Source organism: Acidovorax sp. BLS4, from assembly GCF_032929295.1.
GTDB lineage: Bacteria > Pseudomonadota > Gammaproteobacteria > Burkholderiales > Burkholderiaceae_C > Paracidovorax.
Map to the genome: position 1 here is coordinate 4002204 of NZ_CP136797.1, position 16854 is coordinate 4019057.

14 protein-coding genes are annotated in these 16854 nt (G+C 70.9%); 6 read left to right on the forward strand and 8 right to left on the reverse strand.

The genetic code is table 11. The annotated features are described in order from the left end of the window. Positions 1 to 103: 103 nt before the first annotated feature. Entirely contained in the window at positions 104 to 1966 is a 1863-nt protein-coding gene (locus R1Z03_RS18420; RefSeq protein ID WP_317353726.1) for a methyl-accepting chemotaxis protein, read from the reverse strand. A gap of 206 nt (positions 1967 to 2172) precedes the next feature. Here R1Z03_RS18420 and R1Z03_RS18425 point away from each other — a divergent pair, with 206 nt between their 5' ends. Together R1Z03_RS18425 and R1Z03_RS18430 are read left to right on the forward strand one after the other, a co-directional pair. After that, positions 2173 to 3444: a THUMP domain-containing protein gene (locus tag R1Z03_RS18425; RefSeq protein ID WP_317353729.1), complete on the forward strand. Its 1272-nt coding sequence runs from the start codon at positions 2173 to 2175 to the stop codon at positions 3442 to 3444. Continuing rightward, positions 3434 to 3913 (forward strand): putative toxin-antitoxin system toxin component, PIN family, encoded by a 480-nt coding sequence (locus R1Z03_RS18430; RefSeq protein ID WP_317353732.1) that lies wholly within the window; start codon positions 3434 to 3436, stop codon positions 3911 to 3913. Before R1Z03_RS18425 ends, R1Z03_RS18430 begins: the two co-directional genes overlap by 11 nt. 46 nt (positions 3914 to 3959) lie before the next feature. Here the strand turns inward: R1Z03_RS18430 and R1Z03_RS18435 are convergent, their stop codons facing one another. After that, entirely contained in the window at positions 3960 to 5894 is a 1935-nt protein-coding gene (locus tag R1Z03_RS18435) for an ABC transporter ATP-binding protein/permease (RefSeq protein WP_317353735.1), read from the reverse strand. A 196-nt stretch (positions 5895 to 6090) separates the two neighbouring features. Between R1Z03_RS18435 and R1Z03_RS18440 the strand changes: the two genes are divergently transcribed. Next, on the forward strand, positions 6091 to 7392 hold the full coding sequence (locus R1Z03_RS18440; protein ID WP_284431004.1) for a UDP-N-acetylglucosamine 1-carboxyvinyltransferase: 1302 nt from the start codon (positions 6091 to 6093) through the stop codon (positions 7390 to 7392). Positions 7393 to 7429: 37 nt separating this feature from the next. On the opposite strand, the gene R1Z03_RS18445 is transcribed toward R1Z03_RS18440, so the two are convergent. Next, a complete protein-coding gene (locus R1Z03_RS18445) occupies positions 7430 to 8260 on the reverse strand; it encodes a hypothetical protein (protein ID WP_317353738.1) in 831 nt (276 codons plus the stop codon). Between the two features lie 249 nt (positions 8261 to 8509). Between R1Z03_RS18445 and R1Z03_RS18450 the strand changes: the two genes are divergently transcribed. The 3 genes from R1Z03_RS18450 to R1Z03_RS18460 all read left to right on the forward strand — a co-directional run bounded on the left by R1Z03_RS18450 (position 8510) and on the right by R1Z03_RS18460 (position 11310). Beyond that, positions 8510 to 9355, forward strand: coding sequence for a UPF0149 family protein (locus R1Z03_RS18450; protein WP_317353742.1), 846 nt, complete (start codon positions 8510 to 8512; stop codon positions 9353 to 9355). Between the two features lie 84 nt (positions 9356 to 9439). Beyond that, on the forward strand, positions 9440 to 10924 hold the full coding sequence (locus R1Z03_RS18455) for a SulP family inorganic anion transporter (protein WP_317353744.1): 1485 nt from the start codon (positions 9440 to 9442) through the stop codon (positions 10922 to 10924). Between the two features lie 17 nt (positions 10925 to 10941). Next, a complete protein-coding gene (locus R1Z03_RS18460; protein ID WP_317353745.1) occupies positions 10942 to 11310 on the forward strand; it encodes a DUF1493 family protein in 369 nt (122 codons plus the stop codon). A gap of 40 nt (positions 11311 to 11350) precedes the next feature. Here R1Z03_RS18460 and R1Z03_RS18465 read toward each other — a convergent pair whose 3' ends face one another. The 5 genes from R1Z03_RS18465 to R1Z03_RS18485 all read right to left on the reverse strand — a co-directional run bounded on the left by R1Z03_RS18465 (position 11351) and on the right by R1Z03_RS18485 (position 16661). After that, positions 11351 to 11770, reverse strand: a complete 420-nt coding sequence (locus R1Z03_RS18465; RefSeq protein ID WP_317353747.1) for a CinA family protein — start codon at positions 11768 to 11770, stop codon at positions 11351 to 11353. A gap of 104 nt (positions 11771 to 11874) precedes the next feature. Beyond that, the gene (locus R1Z03_RS18470; protein ID WP_317353750.1) at positions 11875 to 12414 is read right to left on the reverse strand and encodes a phosphatidylglycerophosphatase A; all 540 of its coding nucleotides are present in this window, start codon (positions 12412 to 12414) and stop codon (positions 11875 to 11877) included. Further along, a complete protein-coding gene (locus R1Z03_RS18475; protein WP_372588283.1) occupies positions 12411 to 14057 on the reverse strand; it encodes a DUF4139 domain-containing protein in 1647 nt (548 codons plus the stop codon). Before R1Z03_RS18475 ends, R1Z03_RS18470 begins: the two co-directional genes overlap by 4 nt. A 182-nt stretch (positions 14058 to 14239) precedes the next feature. After that, positions 14240 to 14788 carry a chemotaxis protein CheW gene (locus R1Z03_RS18480; RefSeq protein WP_284431008.1) on the reverse strand — a complete coding sequence of 183 codons (549 nt, stop codon included), beginning with the start codon at positions 14786 to 14788 and terminating at the stop codon, positions 14240 to 14242. A gap of 106 nt (positions 14789 to 14894) precedes the next feature. Continuing rightward, entirely contained in the window at positions 14895 to 16661 is a 1767-nt protein-coding gene (locus tag R1Z03_RS18485) for a methyl-accepting chemotaxis protein (protein ID WP_317353756.1), read from the reverse strand. Positions 16662 to 16854: the final 193 nt, after the last annotated feature.

Consider the following 16854-nt stretch of genomic DNA (forward strand, 5'->3'; position numbering starts at 1 on the left):
GCTGCCACGCCCCAGGCCTGAGCCCGATCGCCATGCGGCCGGGTAATTTGCTATCAAATATATAGCTATATGCCCTAGTGTTTATTGTGCTGGAGGCCGTTTTTTATCGCATGGTCAGGGCGCGGTTCGTTCCGGCCGCCGGACCGCCCCGCGACGGCGCTGCGGCCCCGTGGGCGTCGAGCTTGAAGCCGGCGACCGCATCGGCCAGTTGCGCCGCCTGCTGCTGCAGCGACTGCGCGGCGGCGGTGGCTTCTTCCACCAGCGCGGCGTTCTGCTGGGTGGACTGGTCCATCTGGCTCACGGCGCTGCCGATCTCGGCGATGCCGGTGCTCTGCTCCTGGCTGGCGTTGCTGATCTCGGCCACGATGGCCGTCACGCGGCGCACGCTGTCCACCACCTTGTCCATGGTGGCCCCGGCGTCCTGCACCAGCTTGCTGCCGGCGTCCACCTGCGTGACCGAATCGTCGATCAGCGCCTTGATCTCCTTGGCGGCGGTCGCGCTGCGCTGGGCCAGCGTGCGCACCTCGCTGGCCACCACGGCGAAGCCCCGGCCCTGCTCGCCGGCGCGGGCGGCTTCCACGGCCGCGTTCAGCGCCAGGATGTTGGTCTGGAAGGCGATGCCGTCGATCACGCCGATGATGTCCACGATCTTGCGGGCCGAGGCATCGATGCCGCCCATGGTCTTCACGACCTGGCCCACCACGGTGCCGCCGTGCGTGGCGATCTCCGAGGCGCCCGTGGCCAGCGTGTTGGCCTGGCGCGCGTTCTCGGCGTTCTGCTGCACCGTGGCGGTGAGCTGCTCCATGGCGGCCGCCGTCTCCTCCAGCGAGCTGGCCTGCTGCTCGGTGCGCGAGGACAGGTCCTGGTTGCCGCTGGCGATCTCGCTGGTGGCCAGGCGCACGGATTCGGACGAGGCGCGGATCTGCACCAGCACCGCCGCGATCTTGTCCACGAAGTGGTTGAAGGCGCTGGCGATCTGGGTGAGTTCGTCGCTGCCGTGGGTGGACAGGCGGCGCGTCAGGTCGCCGTCGCCCGAGGCGATGTCTTCCAGCGCATCGCGCACCACGCCCAGGCGGCGCAACTGGTGGCTCACGGCCACGGTGACCAGCGCGACGGCGGCCAGCACGCTCAGCAGGGTGATGACGATGGCCACCTGCAGCAGCGCGCGCACCGATTGCGTGGCCTCGGAGCGGTCGATGGCGATGGCGAGCGTCCAGGGCGTGCCCTCCACCTTGGCGGCGTAGAGCATCTGGTCGGCGCCGTCCACCTGGACGTCCGCGCGGCTGCCGTCTTCGGCCAGGCGCTTGAGGAGGCTGGCGTCCAGCGTGCCCGCGATGGCCGAGACGGGCTTGAGCGCCAGTTCCGGCTTGGCGTAGGCGAGGATCTTGCCTTCGCCATCCAGCAGCACCGCGAAGCTCTTGGGGATGGGGTGGATCGCGCTGACCTTGCGGGTCACCGAGTCCAGGAACATGTCGCTGCCCACCACCGCGGTGATCTGGCCGGCCGGGCCGACCGGCTCCGCGAAGCTGATCGTGAGCTTGCCGGTGGTGGCATCCACGTAGGCGGGGGTGACCACCGGGCCACCGGCCTGCGCGGCCTGCCGGTACCAGGGGCGCGAGGTGCCGTCATACCCGGGGGCCATTTTCGACAGCGAAACGTGCCGCTTGTCCGCATAGGTGAAGTACACCGCGTCGAAAGCTCCCGCCTGCTGGGTCGCCTGCAGGAAGGGAATCGGCTCCGCCTGGCCCACCGCGACTTTCAGGGAGCCGGTGACGCGCTGCTTGTCCTTGACCCATTCGGCCACCTCGCTGGCGTGGTTGCGGGTCAGTTGGCCGATCCGGGCATCCAGGTCCGCCAGCGTGTCCTTGCGCACCACGAAGAAAGTGACCAGCGCCAGGGCCAGCAGCGACAGCACGGTGATGGCGACGCAGATGCCGATGAGGCGTGCACGCAGGCTTTTGAACATGAAGTACCTTTGCAAATGGATACACACAAGGGTTCATTCTGACCATCGGTTGACCCAGAACAAACGCCAAGTCAGGAGTTCTGTTAGGTGGAAACCCGGATTCCCCGGATGGCCTGGTCTTCGGCACACCGGCCGCATCCCAGGCCGGTGTCGGCGGCCCTTCGGCGCCGCAACGGGGCTGCCAGCGCGTATCCTCGGGGCCGTCTATGAACCAACTGCAACTTTTCCTGCCCTGCGCCGCTGGCGTCGAGGGCTTTCTGGCCGACGAGGTGCACGGCATCACCGGCCTGACCGGCCAGGACCTGCTCACCGGCCGGGGCGGCGTGCTGCTGCGGGCCTCCTGGCGCGACGCGCTGATGCTCAACCTGCACAGCCGCCTCGCGCAGCGCGTGCTGGTGCAGCTCGGCCACCGGCCGTACCGCTCCGAGAACGACCTGTACGCCGCCGCGAGCGAGGTCGCCTGGGAGATCTGGTTCACCCCGCGCCAGAGCTTCAAGATCGACGTCACCGCCCAGCACAGCCCGCTCACCAGCCTGAACTTCGCCGCGCTGCGCGTGAAGGACGCGGTGGCCGACCGCTTCCGTGCCAAGACCGGCGTGCGCCCGGACGTGGACACCCAGTGGCCCGACGTGCGCATCCACCTGCACCTGACCACCGACGAGGCCACGGTGTACATCGACACCTCGGGCGAGCCGCTGTTCAAGCGCGGCTGGCGCGAGGACAAGGGCGACGCCCCGCTCAAGGAAACCCTGGCCGCCGCCATGATCGCGGCCACCGGCTGGGACCCGCAGGGCGACGTGCCGCTGTACGACCCCTGCTGCGGCAGCGGCACCGTGCTGATCGAGGCGGCGCAGATGGCCTGCCACATCCCCGCCGGCATGCAGCGGCGGTTCGCCTTCGAGAAGCTGCTGCCGTTCCAGGCCCATGTCTGGTCTGCTATCAAAAATGAAGCGAAAAAGGCCATCAAACCGCCGGCAGTGGGCATCTTCGGCTCGGACGTGTCGCACCGCATGGTGGACTTCGCCCAGCGCAACGCCGAGCGCGCGGGCGTGGCCCAGGCCATCGAGCTGCGCGGCGGCGACGCGCTGCAGCGCATGCCGCCCACCGCCCAGCCCGGCGTGATGCTGCTGAACCCGCCCTACGGCGAGCGCATTGCCGCCGCGGGCACGGCCGGGCGCAGCGCGTCCGAGCGTGCCGGCCACGTGGAGCGCGCGGGCCGCGAGACGGCGCAGACCGAGGACGGCGGCGAGTTCTTCAGCCAGCTCGCCACGCACTGGAAGAAGAACTTCTCCGGCTGGCAGGGCTGGATGCTCACGCCCGACCTCAAGCTGCCCGGCAAGATGCGCCTGAAGGAGTCGCGCCGCGTGCCCATGTGGAACGGCCCCATCGAGTGCCGCCTGTTCCGCTTCGACATGGTGCGCGGCTCGGCGCGCGAGCGTCCCCCCCGGCCCGTGGAAAGCCCGCCCGATGCGGGTTGAGCTGCGCCTGCCGGCGCAGGCCGCGGCCGGCGAGGTCCCCCGCGCGGTGGTGGTGGACACCAACATCGTGCTGGACCTGCTGGTGTTCGCCGACCCCGCCGTGGCGTCGCTGCGCGAGCTGCTCGCCCAGGGGCGGCTGCAGTGGGTGGCCACGCAGGCCATGCGCGACGAACTGGAGCGTGTGCTGGCCTATCCGCAGATCGTGCCGCGCCTGGCGTTCTACGGCCTGGATGCCGCGGCCGTGCTGGGCGCCTTCGACACCCGGGTGCGCGTGGTGCCCGAGGCGGCGCGCGTGCCCTCGGTGTGCAAGGATGCGGACGACCAGAAGTTCATCGACCTGGCCGTGGCGCACCGCGCCATCCTGCTGTCCAAGGACAAGGCGGTGGTCTGCATGCGCAAGCGCCTGCTGGCACAGGACGCGCATGTGGCGACCGTGCTGGTGCTGGAGCCTGCGGCGTGCGCCGCATGAGGCCGCGCAGGCCACGGGCCGTGCGCGCGGCGCTCGGCGGCACCCCTCACGCCTCGAACTGAAAGCCCTCGGCCGGGTGCAGGGCCCAGCGGCCCTCGCCCAGCAGCTGCAGCACGTGCGTGTGGTGTGCCAGCACCGCCGGCCGGTGGGCGATGCTGATGATGGAGGCGCCGCTGGCGCGCAGCCGCTCGTACAGCGCCGCTTCGTTGGCACCGTCCAGCGCGCTGGTGGCTTCATCCAGGATCACGGTGCGCGGCTGGCGCACCAGCACGCGGGCGAAGGCCAGGCGCTGCTGTTCGCCGACCGACAGCTGCTTTTCCCAGTCGCGCGTGGCGTCGAGCCCGCCCACGCGGTCGGCCAGCTCGGGCAGGTGCACGTCGTTCAGGATTTGAAGCAACTGCGCATCGTCCAGCGCGGTCGTGCGCGCCGGGTAGATCATCTGGCTGCGCAGCGTGCCGGGCTGCATGTAGGGGCGCTGGGGCAGGAAGAACACCTCGTCCAGCGGCGGGTGCTGCACCACGCCGTCGCCCGTGCGCCACAGCCCGGCGATGGCGCGCAGCAGCGAGCTCTTGCCGCAGCCGCTGGCCCCGGTGATGAGCAGCGCATCGCCCGGCTGCAGCTCCAGCGTGAGGTCCTTCACCAGCAGGCGGCCGAATTTCGGGGTGTAGAGCGTGAGCCCGTCGATGGCCAGGCGTTCGCCTTCCCGCGCCTGGATCTCGCGTGAGGTGTCCGGGGCCGGTGCTTTGGCAGCGGGCGCGGGGGGCGTGGCCTGGGCTGCCGGGGCGGCCGACGGGGTGCCGCGCTGGCGGCGCGACTCGCGCTTTTGCTGGCGGCGCAGCTTGCGTGCGGCGGACACGGCCTCGGGCGCCGCCGGCTCCTCTCGCCGGGCCGGCGCACCCAGCAGGGCCTGGGCCAGCGTGTCCAGCCGGCCGATGCCGGCCACGAAGCGGCTCAGGCTCTCGAAGTTGTCCACGATCAGCGAGACGGCGGCCAGCACCGCCGCGAACGCGCCGGCCGCCTGGATGGCGCGGCCCACCTCCATGTCGCCGGAGAGCACCGCATCGGCCAGGATGATGGCGGGAATCACCACCGTGAGCTGGCTGAACGCGCGCTGGAACAGGTTGAGCGAGCGCTGGCGCTTGATGAGCCGCGCGTAGTTGGTGAACACCGCCTGGAAGCTGTGGTCCAGCTGCGCGCGTTCCTGCGACTCGCCGCGGTAGAACGCGATCGACTCGGCGTTCTCGCGCAGCCGCATCAGCCCGAAGCGGAAATCCGCCTCGCGCCGCAGCTGCCAGAAATTCAGGCGGATGAGCGGCGCGCCGAACACGTACAGCGCCACCACCGTGCCCAGCAGGGCGTACACCGCCAGAAAGGCCACGAGCACCTTGGAGATCGACCACAGCACGGTGCTGAAGGCCACCAGCTGCATGCCCGCGCCGACGAAGATCAGCAGGAAGTGCGTGGAGCGGCCGGTGAAGGTGTTGATGTCCTCGCTGATGCGCTGGTCGGGGTTGTCGATGCCGCCCTGCGTGTTCAGCTCGTAGTAGCGCCGGCCGCCCAGGTAGCCGTCCAGGAAGCGGTGCGTGAGCCAGCGCCGCCAGTGGTTGGAGAACGCATCGCGCATGTAGTAGTAGAAGGCGTACACCGGCACGGCGAAGCCCAGCACCAGCAGGCAGGTGCGCACCGCGTCCCAGAAGCGGTCGCGGTCCTTGGCGGCCAGGGCCGAGGTCATCTCGCCGGTGCGGTCGATCAGCATCACGGCCAGCTGCGTCTCGCACAGCATCAGCAGCACCAGCAGGCCGAGCAGGGACCAGGCCGCGACCTTCTTGTCGCCGCGCCAGTACGGCTTGGCCACGCTCATGAACTGGCGCCAGGCGGCGGCGGAAAAAGTGGGAGCGCGCCGGGAAGCGGCGAGGGGGGCGGGGGCGGGTGCCGCGGTGGCTGCCGCGGGGTGCGCAGCGGCAGAAGCAGAGGAAGACATGCAGGCGGTAGGAAAGGAAAGGCGGGAGCGCTGCGGCGAAGATAGGCTGCGCGCAGGCGGGGGGCTGTCGGACGCGGCCCACGGCCGGCTACGGAAACGCACGCGACCCGGGGGAGCGCGGCCGCTCGGGCGCCACAGGGGGCAGGGGGTTACAGTGCCGGCTGTTTTCTTTTCGGGTTTCCCCCGCATCCCGCCCATGTCCAATCTCATCGTGCACGGAGGCACGCCGCTGCGTGGCCGCATCACGCCCTCCGCCAACAAGAACGCCGTGCTGCCCGTGCTGTGCGCCACGCTGCTGACCCAGGCGCCGCTCACCTTGCACGGCGTGCCCGACATCACCGACGTGCGCAAGATCCTGGACATCTTCCGCACCCTGGGCAGCGACGTGCGCATGGACCACGCCAGCGGCACGCTGGAACTGCACCACAAGGACACCGCGTTCGACGCCGCCGCCCACCGCCTGCCCGAGGAGATGCGATCGTCCATCATGCTGGTGCCGCCGCTGCTGGCGCGCTTCGGCGTGGCGCGGCTCGAAGACAACGTGAAGGGCTGCACGCTCGGCGTGCGCGAGATCGATCCGCACGTGGAGGTGTTCCGCAGCTTCGGCGGCGCGGTGGAGCGCGCGCAGGGCTCGCTGCTCGTGCGCTGCGCCGGGCCGCTGCACGCCACCCACCACTGGCTCGACTACGCCTCGGTCACCACGACCGAGAACTTCGTGCTGTGCGCGGCCTCGGCCAGCGGCGTGTCGACGCTCAACAACGCCGCGTCGGAGCCGCACGTGCAGGAGTTCTGCCGCTTCATGTCCATGCTGGGCGTGCGCATCGACGGCATCGGCACCTCGCGCCTCACGGTGCACGGCGGCGCGGCGCTGGGCGGTGGCGAGTTCCGCTTCGACGAGGACTTCCACGAGATCACCACCTTCCTGGCCCTCGGGGCCATCACGGGCGGCGACGTGGTGGTGCGCAACAGCGCGCCGGAGAACTTCCCGCTGATCGACCGCACCTTCGCCAAGTTCGGCGTGCGCATCGAGCATGCGGACGGCTGGTCGCGCGCGCACCGCGAGGGGCCGCTCACCGTGCAGACGCCCTTCACCAGCAACGTGCTGACCAAGGTGGAGGCCGCGCCCTGGCCCTACTTTCCCGTGGACCTGCTGCCCATCTTCATCGCGCTGGGCGTGCGGGCGCAGGGCAACGCGATGTTCTGGAACAAGGTGTACGACGGGGCGCTGGGCTGGACGGGCGAGCTGTCGAAGTTCGGCGCGCACGTGTTCTCTTCCGACCCGCACCGCATCGTGACCTTCGGCGGCAATGCGCTCACGCCCGCCGTGGTGGAGAGCCCCTACATCATCCGCGTGGCCATCGCCCTGTTCATGGTGGCCGCCAGCATCGACGGGCGCTCGGAGATCCGCAACGCCACGCCCATCCGGCGCGCGCACCCGCGCTTCGTGGAGAACCTGCGCAGCCTGGGCGTGCAGGTGGAGTGGACGAGCGAGGAGTGACCGCGCCCAGGCGCCCTCTGCGCCTGGGTGGGGGCGGTCAGGGCGCCAGCAGGTCGTAGGCGGCGCGCACGCGCTGCAGGTCGCGGCCCAGGCGCCGGCTGGGCGGCAGGTGGCGCAGCCAGCGCAGGCGGCGCACCGTGGTGGCCAGCACCGCGCGCATGTCCGGGCCCTGGGCGCCCAGCCAAGCCGCCCACAGCGCGCGGGCCGCGTCCAGCGCGCCCGCCTGGCGCAGGTAGAGCGCGGTGGACTGGGCGTAGCACAGCGCATCGCGCGCGTGGCACACGGCCAGCGGCAGCGCGGTGGCGGGATCGTCCTCGAAATCCACGTAGCCCACCACGCCGTCGGGGCAGCGCACGAGGTTGCGGGCGAACGCCTGGCTCAGGCAGGTGCCGCTGGCGTGCACCCGGGCGATGGCGTCCAGGCCCTGGCGCCACAGGGCCAGCACGGCCTCGGGGCCCTCGGCCACGGCGTGGTCGATCTCGTTGCCCAGGGAATGGGTTTCCTCGTCGGGGGCGCCCAAGTGCCGCATCAGGAAGGCATCGTGCTGCACCGCCAGCACCTCGGGCGCGCGCAGGCCGCGCGCGGCGAAGTCCTGCAGGCGCCGCACCTCGATGGCGATGGCCGCGGGCCCGCCCGGCGTGGGCACCGGTCGCAGCACCGCCAGGCCCAGCAGGCGTGCCAGCACGGCCATGGCGCGGTAGCGCCCGGCGCCGTGGCTGGCGCCCGCGCGCTTGAGCCACCACTGCTCGCCGGGCAGGCGGTAGCTCTGCACGTTGGGCGCCTGGGTGGCCGCATGCTCGCGCAGGAAGGCCGCGGGGTCGGTGGGGACGGCGGCGGCGGGCGCTGCAGGATCGGCGTGGGTCGGCATGGGGTCGGTGCGAAAGAGGGGAACGGGCCGGGCCCGGGGCTGCGAACGGGGTGCGAACCGAGGCCGGCAGGGGCCGGCCGGGGCCGGGCGGATAAAATCGCCGCCTGCGGCCCGGCCGTGGCCTTGGGCGGGGCTGTCTGCACCTGCCTCCAGCGCCATGCCTGCGCCCGCCCCGGTTCGCCGCTTTGCGCGGGCTGCGGCATCATAACGAAGCCTTTTTCTCCCCCCGCCGCGCCCTGGAGCCGCCCCATGACCGAATCCTCCCACGACACCGCCGCCGCCGCTGCCGCCGGCACCGAACCCGCCCTCGACAACGATGCGCTCGACGAGCTGGACACGCTGCTGGACGACCTGCGCAGCCGTGCCGAAGAAATCCCGCAGTGGGAGTTCTGCGACGGTTTCCTGACCGCGCTGGCCTGCACGCGCCGCGCCATTCCCGCCGCCGAATACCTGCCCATGCTGCTGGACGACGGTGGCCCCATCGATGTGACCGAGGGTGCGGGCGCCCCGCTGCCGCTGCTGCCGGCCTTCAAGGACGAAGCCCAGCAGGCGCGGTTCATGGAGCTGTGGACGCTGCGGTTCGACGAGGTCAGCCGCCAGCTGGCGACCGAGGTGGAATCGCTGGAGGACGACCGGGCCTTTCAGCCCGAGGTGATGGACATGCGCGGCGCCGTCGCCTGCCTGCCCGAGGAAGAACGCGCCGAGATGGCCGGCCAGGACATTCCCTCATTCGGCCAGGTGTGGGCGCTCGGCTTCATGTTCGCCGTCGAGAACTGGCCCGAGGAATGGGCCGCCCCCCGCGACAAGGACGCCGCGCAGTGGCTCGACGGCGCGCTGGAGAACATCGTGGTGCTGACCGAGGACGACACCGGCAAGCCCGAGCACAACCTGTATGCCGAGGACGGCCCGGCCAGCGTGAGCGAGGCCCGCCTGGAGTCGTTCAGCGAAGCCGTCTGGGCCGTGTACGACCTGCGCCAGCTCTGGAAGAGCATCGGCCCGCGCGTGGAGGCCGTGCGCCGCGCCGACACCCCTGGCCGCAATGACCCGTGCAGCTGCGGCAGCGGCAAGAAATACAAGAAGTGCTGCGGCGCCTGACGGGCGCCGGCGCGGCCTGACCGGGCGCTTCTTCTTCCCCTTTCCTTTTGCTTTTACGCGCGCTCCGGCGCGCGTTGCCGTTCCATGACCCCTGCTTTCCTGGCCCGCCTGCGCGCCGAATGGGCGCCCAGCATTCCGCGCGAACTGTTCGCGGGTGCCGTCGCCACGTTCGCGCTGATTCCCGAGGTGATCGCGTTTTCGTTCGTGGCGGGCGTCGATCCCTCCGTGGGGCTGTTCGCCTCGTTCGTCATCAGCATCGTGATCGCCTTCGCGGGCGGGCGCCCGGCCATGGTGTCGGCAGCCGCCGGTTCGGTGGCGCTCGTGGCGGCGCCGCTGGTGCAGTCGCACGGGCTCGGCTATCTGCTGGCGGCGGGGCTGCTGGCGGGCGTGGTGCAGGTGGCGTTCGGGCTGCTGCGCATGGGCGTGCTGGTGCGCTTCGTCTCCAGCTCGGTGCGCACGGGCTTCGTCAATGCGCTGGCGGTGCTGATCTTCTCGGCGCAGCTGCCGCACCTGCGTGGCGCGGGCGCCGCCACCTGGGGCATGCTGGCGCTGGGGCTGGCCCTCATCTACGGCCTGCCGTGGCTGGGCCAGCGGCTGCAGGTGCGGGCGCTCACCGCCATTCCGTCGCCGCTGATCTGCGTGGTGGCGCTCACGCTCATCGCCTCCGCCACGGGGCTGCACCTGCCCACCGTGGCGGACCTGGGCCGGTTGCCCGATGCGCTGCCGCTGTTCGGCCTGCCCGCGGTGCCGGTGTCGCTGGAGACGCTGCGCGCCATCGCGCTGCCGGCGCTGGCGATCGCCATGGTGGGGCTGCTCGAATCGGTGCTCACCGCCGCCGTGGTGGACGAGATGACCGACACACCCAGCGACAAGAACCGCGAGTGCGCGGGCCTGGGCCTGGCCAACATCGCGGCCAGCTGCTTCGGCGGCATCGCCGGCTGCGGAATGATCGGCCAGGCCGTGGGCAACGTGAAATACGGCGGGCGCGGGCGCCTGTCCACGCTGTTCGCCGGCGTGTTCCTGCTCATCCTGATGGTGGCGCTGAAGGACTGGGTGTCGCGCGTGCCAGTGATCGCGCTGGTGGCCATCATGGTGATGGTGTCGGCCTCGACGTTCGACTGGAAGTCGCTGGGCGCCGTGGTGCGCCACCCGCGCCTGTCCAGCGCCGTGATGCTCGCCACCGTGGCCGTCACGCTCGCCACGCACAACCTCGCGGCCGGGGTGGGCGTGGGGGTGGTGCTGAGCGGCGTGTTCTTCGCGTTCAAGGTCGCGCGCCTGCTCGGCGTGCGGGCCGAGGACGATGCCGCCACCGGCCTGCGCACCTGGCACGTGTCGGGCCAGGTGTTCTTCGCCTCGGCCGATGCCTTCATCGAGGCGTTCGACATCCTCGCGGCCGAAGGGCGCCCCGTGCGCATCGACGTGTCCCGCGCGCATTTCTGGGACGTGACGGCCGTGGCCGCGCTGGAGAAGGTGGTGCTGCGGCTGCGGCACCACGGGGCGGTGGTGGAGGTGGTGGGATTGAACGAGGCCAGTGCGGGGCTGGTGGGGCGGCTGGGGCCGGGCGCGTGAGACAGCAGGATTCGTTGATGGCGGGTCAGGCACTGGAGGAAATCGAGGCGTTCGCCAGAAGAGCGTCCGGGGTTCTGCCGCGGCGCGATCTTCATTCAGCGACCAGGATCGAGGACGATCTCAGCATCACGGGCGACGATGCGGTGGAGTTCATGGAGACCTTCTTCGCGGAGTTCGGCGTCGATTCCAGCGGGTTCGATTTCGGACGGTATTTCCACAACGAAGGGTTCAATCCATTGCAGTTGTTTTGGATGCCTTTGCGCCGCTATCGGGATCGACAGAGGAAGGTGCCCATCACCTTGGGCATGCTCGCGAAGTCCGTTGAACTGAAGCGCTGGGATGCCGCCCGCATCGAATCCGCTGGACCGAGGGAGGCCGCCACTTGAGGCGCACAGGCCCAAGGTCTTGAGGCTTGGGCGTTTGCTGTCAAACCAGAAGATCGGCCAGCCGCGCCAGCGCATGCCGCACGGTGGCCGCACGCACGGCCGCCCGGTCGCCCGCGAAGCGCACCATTTCGCTGTGGGTCTGCCCCGCCACCGACCAGCCGAACCACACCGTCCCCACCGGCTTGTCCGCGCTCCCGCCCCCGGGTCCGGCCACGCCCGTCACGGCCACGCTCACCTGCGCCAGCGAGCGCGCCACGGCGCCCTCGGCCATGGCGCGCGCCACGGGCTCGCTCACGGCGCCGTGCGCTTCGATGAGGGCGGCGGGCACGCCCAGCAGGTCGGTCTTGGCGGCGTTGGAGTAAGTGACGAAGCCGCGCTCGAACCAGCGGCTCGACCCGGCCAGGTCGGTGCAGGCGCCGGCGATCAGGCCGCCGGTGCAGCTTTCGGCGGTGGCCAGCATCCACCCGCGCGCGACGAGTGTTTGCGCGATATGAGCCAAATCGGCCTCCAGCGCAATATTCTCTAGGGAATCATGCTCTGATTTCGATAGCGAATCGTCCGGTGTCACCACAGATGCCTCCAGAGCGCGATCACCACCAGCGTGCAGAAGGCCGCCACCAGGTCGTCGAACACGATGCCCCAGCCGCCGCGCCAGCCGAAGCCCTTGAACAAACTGTCGGCCCAGGCCACGGGGCCGGGCTTGGCGGCGTCGAAGAAGCGGAACAGCGCGAACGCCGCGCACTGCCCCCAGAAGCCCATGGGCATGGCCAGCCACAGCACGAGCCAGAAGGCGATCACCTCGTCCCACACGATGCTGCCGGGGTCGGCCACGCCCATGTGGCGCGCGGTGGTGGTGCAGGCCCACCAGCCGACGAGCGTGCCGGCCAGGATCAGCACGCCGAAATGCAGGGGTGCGAGCCACTGCTGCAGCACCAGATAGGCCAGCCACGCCCACAGCGTGCCCACGGTGCCGGGTGCCTTGGGCGACAGGCCGGCGCCGAAGCCCAGGGCGATCCAGTGCGCCGGGTGCGACCGCATGAAGGCGGCGGTCGCGCGGCGCGGTGCGGCAGCGGGCGTGGCAGGGCCGAAGGGGGTGGCGTTCATTCCCGCTCCCTCAGCGCGATCTCCTTCGGGTAGCGCACGGTGTGCGTGGCCGTGAAGCGCGCGGTGGCGCCGGCGGCCAGCGGCTGCTGCCAGGCGATGGTGCCGGGCGTGCGGTTCCAGGCCGTGTCCTGCGGCGCGGGCGTGTAGCGGGATTCGACCTCGATCTTCTCGTTGCGCGAGACCGGCGCTGCGTCCAGCACCTGCAGCGCGATGGGCCGGGCGTGGCGGTTTTCCACGCGGTAGGCGCGATCGGTGCGGCGTTCGGTGCGCCCGCCGGTGAAGCCGGCGCTGCCGGTGGTCTCCTGCGGCGGCTCGGCCTGCACGATCACCTGGTCGTCGGCCCCGAACCACAGGGTGGCCCTGCCGCCGGCCGTGGCGTCCTGCGCAAAATCCAGCGTGTCGTTGCCGATGAAGGCGCCGTCGCGGTACAGCCCCACGGGCCCCGCGGGCCAGGCGCCCGGCGGCGGCGCGATTTCGGCCACGAGATAGGCCGTCTCCTGCCGGGCGGGCACGGCGCGCGTGAGCAGCGTGGCGGCCGCGTTGTGCGTGCCCAGGGCCAGCGTGGTGCGCTGGCCGTTGGAGGGCACGGTGATGCGCTGGGGCACGGCGAACTGCGTGGCGTAGGTGCCGGCGAACGCGGTGACGTCGAAGCTGGGCGGCTCGGCTTCTTCGGCCACGCTGGCCGGCGCGGCCATCGTAGCGGGTGCCGCCGGTGCGGGCAGGCGGGCCATGGCCGTCTGCGGCTGCGGGGGCGGCGCCACATCGAGGGTCCAGGCACCGGGCGCGGGGCCGCGCGTGGCGCGGGTGGCGGCTTGCGTGGAGAGGGTGAGCCGCACGTCGGTCCAGTCCTCGCCGCTGTTTTGCGCGACGAGCGCCAGGCGCTCCAGCACCACGGCGCCGGTGTCGCTGTTCAGCACGGCGCGGTAGGTGGGCTGCCAGCCGGGGCCGCGCACCTGGTAGGACAGGCGCAGTTCGCCCTCGCGCTCGGCGGCGAGGTGGACGGCGACCGACACGGCGCGCGCCCGCGGGCCGCCCGCGTTGCGGTTGCGCTCGGCCACCAGGGGCTTGAGCGCGAGCTCCAGCGCCTCCTGCCGGCGCTTGAGCGCGTGCGAGCGGGTGAGGGCGTCGAGCGAGGTCTTGCGCAGCGCATCGGCCGTGGCGCCGATCTGGCCCGGGCTTACCGCGGCGGCGGGGCCCGCGGCCGGGCGGCGGTCGGGCGGCGGCGTGTCGGCCGCGCTGCCGGCGTTGCCGGCCACGCCCTGCAGGTAGCGGTTCACGAGCTGCAGCGAGGCGGTCTCGGCACGCACGGCGGCCAGCTGGTCTTCCAGGTCCTGGATGCGGCCGTCCAGCGGGCTGGCGCAGCCGGCGGCCACGTCGCGGTCTTCGGTGGTGATCTTGAATTCGCCCACGCGCACCCCGGTGCCTGCGGCGATCTGCAGGCTGGCGGTGTCGATGGAGGCGGGAAGGCAGCGGAACACGGCGCTGCGGGCGCCGGCGGCCACGCGCGCGGTGCGCTCCACGGTGGCGCTGCCGGGGGAGACGGTGACCTGGGTGATGCGCGAGGCCACGCTGTCCTGCGCCAGGGCGGCGCCGGTGCCCAGCAGTGCCGTGGCGCTGGACAGACAGGTCAGCAGCGCGGCCATGGAGGGGCCGGCCGGCCGGACGGCAGGCACGGGCCGCAGGGAGGGCATGGAGGGAATCAAGGGCGGCTCCTGGGTGGGCTGGCGGATGGATCTGGAGGCGGCGGAAAGGTACCGCGCCCGGCGATTATTCACCCGTGCCCGCCGCGGCCCGCAGGAGCCCCGCGCCGAGGGCGCTCCGGCGATCAGTCCATGAACGCGGCAGCGGCCGCGGCGGCCGGGCTGACGCCGGTCGGCCGCATGCGGCCCAGCGTCTCGCTGCCCACCAGGCCCTCGATGTCCACGAGGATGAGCATGCGGTCGTTCACGCTGCCCAGGCCCAGGATGAATTGGGCGTCCACGCTGGAGGACAGCTGGGGCGCGGGGCGGATCATCTCCGCCGTCAACTCCACCACATCGGAGACGGAGTCCACCACCGCGCCCACGGTGTGCTGTCCGACGTTGAGCACGATCACCACCGTGGAGTGGTTGTACTCGGCGCTGGCGCAATGCAGCCGCAGGCGCAGGTCCACGATGGGAATGATGATGCCGCGCAGATCGACCACGCCCTTGATGAAGTCGGGAGCACCGGCCAGCCGCGTCGGCGGCTCGTAGGAGCGGATTTCCTGTACCTGGAGGATGCCGATGCCGTACTCCTCATCGCCCAGGCGGAACGAGAGGAATTCGCCGCCCTGGCTGACGGCATTGGCGGCGGCGGTGTCGGTGGTGTCGGTGGGAGAGGAAGAAAGGGCCATGGCGGATCTCTTGCAGGCAATGAAGGAAGAAAAGGGTCCCGTTGGGGTCCGGTGGCCCATCGTACCGGGGTGGGACGATGGGCCATGGACGGTGCGCGGGGGCGGGTCAGAAGTTCTGCCAGTCGTCTTCGCTGCCGCCGCCCGCCATGGCTAGCGACGGCTGGCTCGGGCTGGGCGCGGCGGCCTTCTTGGGCGCAGCCGCCATGCGGGCCGGCGCGTGCGGTGCCATGGCAGCGCGCAGCGGGGCGGGCTTGGGCGCTGCGGCGCGGGCCGGGGCGGAGGCCGCCACCGCGTGCAGGCTGGGGGCTTCGTGGTCCAGCCGGAACACGCTCACCGCCTGCACCAGCCTGCCCGCCTGCGCACGCAGGCTGTCCGCCGCCGCGGCGCTTTCCTCGACCAGCGCGGCGTTCTGCTGCGTCACCTGGTCGAGCTGGCTCACGGCGTCGCTCACCTGGCCGATGCCCAGCGTCTGCTCCTGCGTGGCGGCGCTGATCTCGCTGATGAGGTCGTTCACGCGCTTGACCTGCGCCACGATGTCGGCCATGGTGCGGCCGGCCTCCTCCACCTGCTGGCTGCCTGCGTCCACCTTCTGCACGCTGTCGGTGATGAGGCCCTTGATCTCCTTGGCGGCGTCGGCGCTGCGCTGCGCGAGGCTGCGCACTTCGCTGGCCACCACGGCGAAGCCCCGGCCCTGCTCGCCGGCGCGGGCCGCTTCCACGGCCGCGTTCAGCGCCAGGATGTTGGTCTGGAAGGCGATGCCGTCGATCACGCCGATGATGTCCACGATCTTCTTGCTGGAGGCGGTGATGGCCTCCATGGTGTCCACGACCTGCCCCACCACCACGCCGCCGCGCTGCGCCACGGCGCTGGCGGAGTCGGCCAGCTGCGTGGCCTGGCGGGCGGTATCGCCGTTGTTCTTGACGGTGGCCGTGATCTCTTCCATCGAGGCGGCGGTCTGCTGCAGGTTGGAGGCCTGCTCTTCCGTGCGCTGGCTCAGGTCGGCGTTGCCGGTGGCGATCTGCGTGCTGCCGGTGGCGATCGAGTCGCTGCTCTGGCGGACCTGGCCCACCACCTGCGCCAGGCTGTCGCGCATGGCCTTCATGCCCACCAGCAGGCTGGCCTGGTCGCCTGCGCGGGTGCTCACGTCCACGGCGAGGTTGCCCGCGGCGATCTGGCGCACCACCTCGGAGGCGTAGTCCGGTTCGCCGCCGAGCTGCCGCGTGATGGACCGCGTCACCCACACGCCCAGCGCACAGGCCAGCCCGATGGCGAGCAGGGAGCCGGCCACGACGGCGTTGACATTGAAGGCGCGCAGCTGCTCGGCCTCCGCGGAGCGGCGGGCCAGCAGGTCGCTCTCGGCCTTGTCGAGTTCGCCCTGCAGCGCGCGAAAGCCGTCCATGGCCGCCTTGTCCTTGCCCTGGCCGAACTGCGCGAGGAAGTCCTGCATGGTCCTGGTGCCTGCCGCCACGTCGCGCCGTGCCTGCATCAAGGCGATCACCACGGTGGTGAATTCGGTGTTGCGGGCCTTCATCCCGTCCAGGCGCTGCTGCTGCGCCGGGTTGTCTGCGGTCAGCTTCTTGACCTCCGTCCAGGCCTGGTCGAACGCCTGGCTGCCAGCTTTCCAGGGCTCCAGGAACCGGTCTTCGCCGCTGAGCAGAAAGCCGCGCGTGCCGGTTTCCATGTTGACCATGCTGTTGAGCAGCGTGTTGGAGCGGTCCAGCACCTGGTAGGTGTGGATGTTCCATTTTTCCGCCTCGGCCAGATGGGCGCTGCTGTACAGGGACGTGGCGGCGACCACCAGGAAGATACCGATGACGGTACCGAAAGCGACCAGAAGTCGCCGTGAAACGGTCAGGGTGCGGCTCGGGTTCATATCCATCCTTCCGGGTCTGGTGGGGGGTGATTTGAAATGTAATAATTCGTATAAATGATAAATTTGAAACCCCGCAATGGGTATCAAAAAACAGTCTGAATTCTCGGAATTTCAGCCCGTGGAAAGAAAAATGGGTGGCATTGAGGATCTGGCACCCCGGTATTTATTTGATAAATATGATACTTTGTGCGCC

Bases quoted from the DNA above. Each gene is read 5' to 3' on its own strand.
- R1Z03_RS18475 (WP_372588283.1), bottom strand. From the start codon at position 14,057: ATGGCCGCGCTGCTGACCTGTCTGTCCAGCGCCACGGCACTGCTGGGC.
- R1Z03_RS18430 (WP_317353732.1), top strand. From the start codon at position 3,434: ATGCGGGTTGAGCTGCGCCTGCCGGCGCAGGCCGCGGCCGGCGAGGTC.
- R1Z03_RS18435 (WP_317353735.1), bottom strand. From the start codon at position 5,894: ATGTCTTCCTCTGCTTCTGCCGCTGCGCACCCCGCGGCAGCCACCGCG.
- R1Z03_RS18455 (WP_317353744.1), top strand. From the start codon at position 9,440: ATGACCCCTGCTTTCCTGGCCCGCCTGCGCGCCGAATGGGCGCCCAGC.
- R1Z03_RS18445 (WP_317353738.1), bottom strand. From the start codon at position 8,260: ATGCCGACCCACGCCGATCCTGCAGCGCCCGCCGCCGCCGTCCCCACC.
- R1Z03_RS18470 (WP_317353750.1), bottom strand. From the start codon at position 12,414: ATGAACGCCACCCCCTTCGGCCCTGCCACGCCCGCTGCCGCACCGCGC.
- R1Z03_RS18440 (WP_284431004.1), top strand. From the start codon at position 6,091: ATGTCCAATCTCATCGTGCACGGAGGCACGCCGCTGCGTGGCCGCATC.
- R1Z03_RS18465 (WP_317353747.1), bottom strand. From the start codon at position 11,770: ATGCTGGCCACCGCCGAAAGCTGCACCGGCGGCCTGATCGCCGGCGCC.
- R1Z03_RS18425 (WP_317353729.1), top strand. From the start codon at position 2,173: ATGAACCAACTGCAACTTTTCCTGCCCTGCGCCGCTGGCGTCGAGGGC.
- R1Z03_RS18480 (WP_284431008.1), bottom strand. From the start codon at position 14,788: ATGGCCCTTTCTTCCTCTCCCACCGACACCACCGACACCGCCGCCGCC.
- R1Z03_RS18460 (WP_317353745.1), top strand. From the start codon at position 10,942: ATGGCGGGTCAGGCACTGGAGGAAATCGAGGCGTTCGCCAGAAGAGCG.
- R1Z03_RS18420 (WP_317353726.1), bottom strand. From the start codon at position 1,966: ATGTTCAAAAGCCTGCGTGCACGCCTCATCGGCATCTGCGTCGCCATC.
- R1Z03_RS18450 (WP_317353742.1), top strand. From the start codon at position 8,510: ATGACCGAATCCTCCCACGACACCGCCGCCGCCGCTGCCGCCGGCACC.
- R1Z03_RS18485 (WP_317353756.1), bottom strand. From the start codon at position 16,661: ATGAACCCGAGCCGCACCCTGACCGTTTCACGGCGACTTCTGGTCGCT.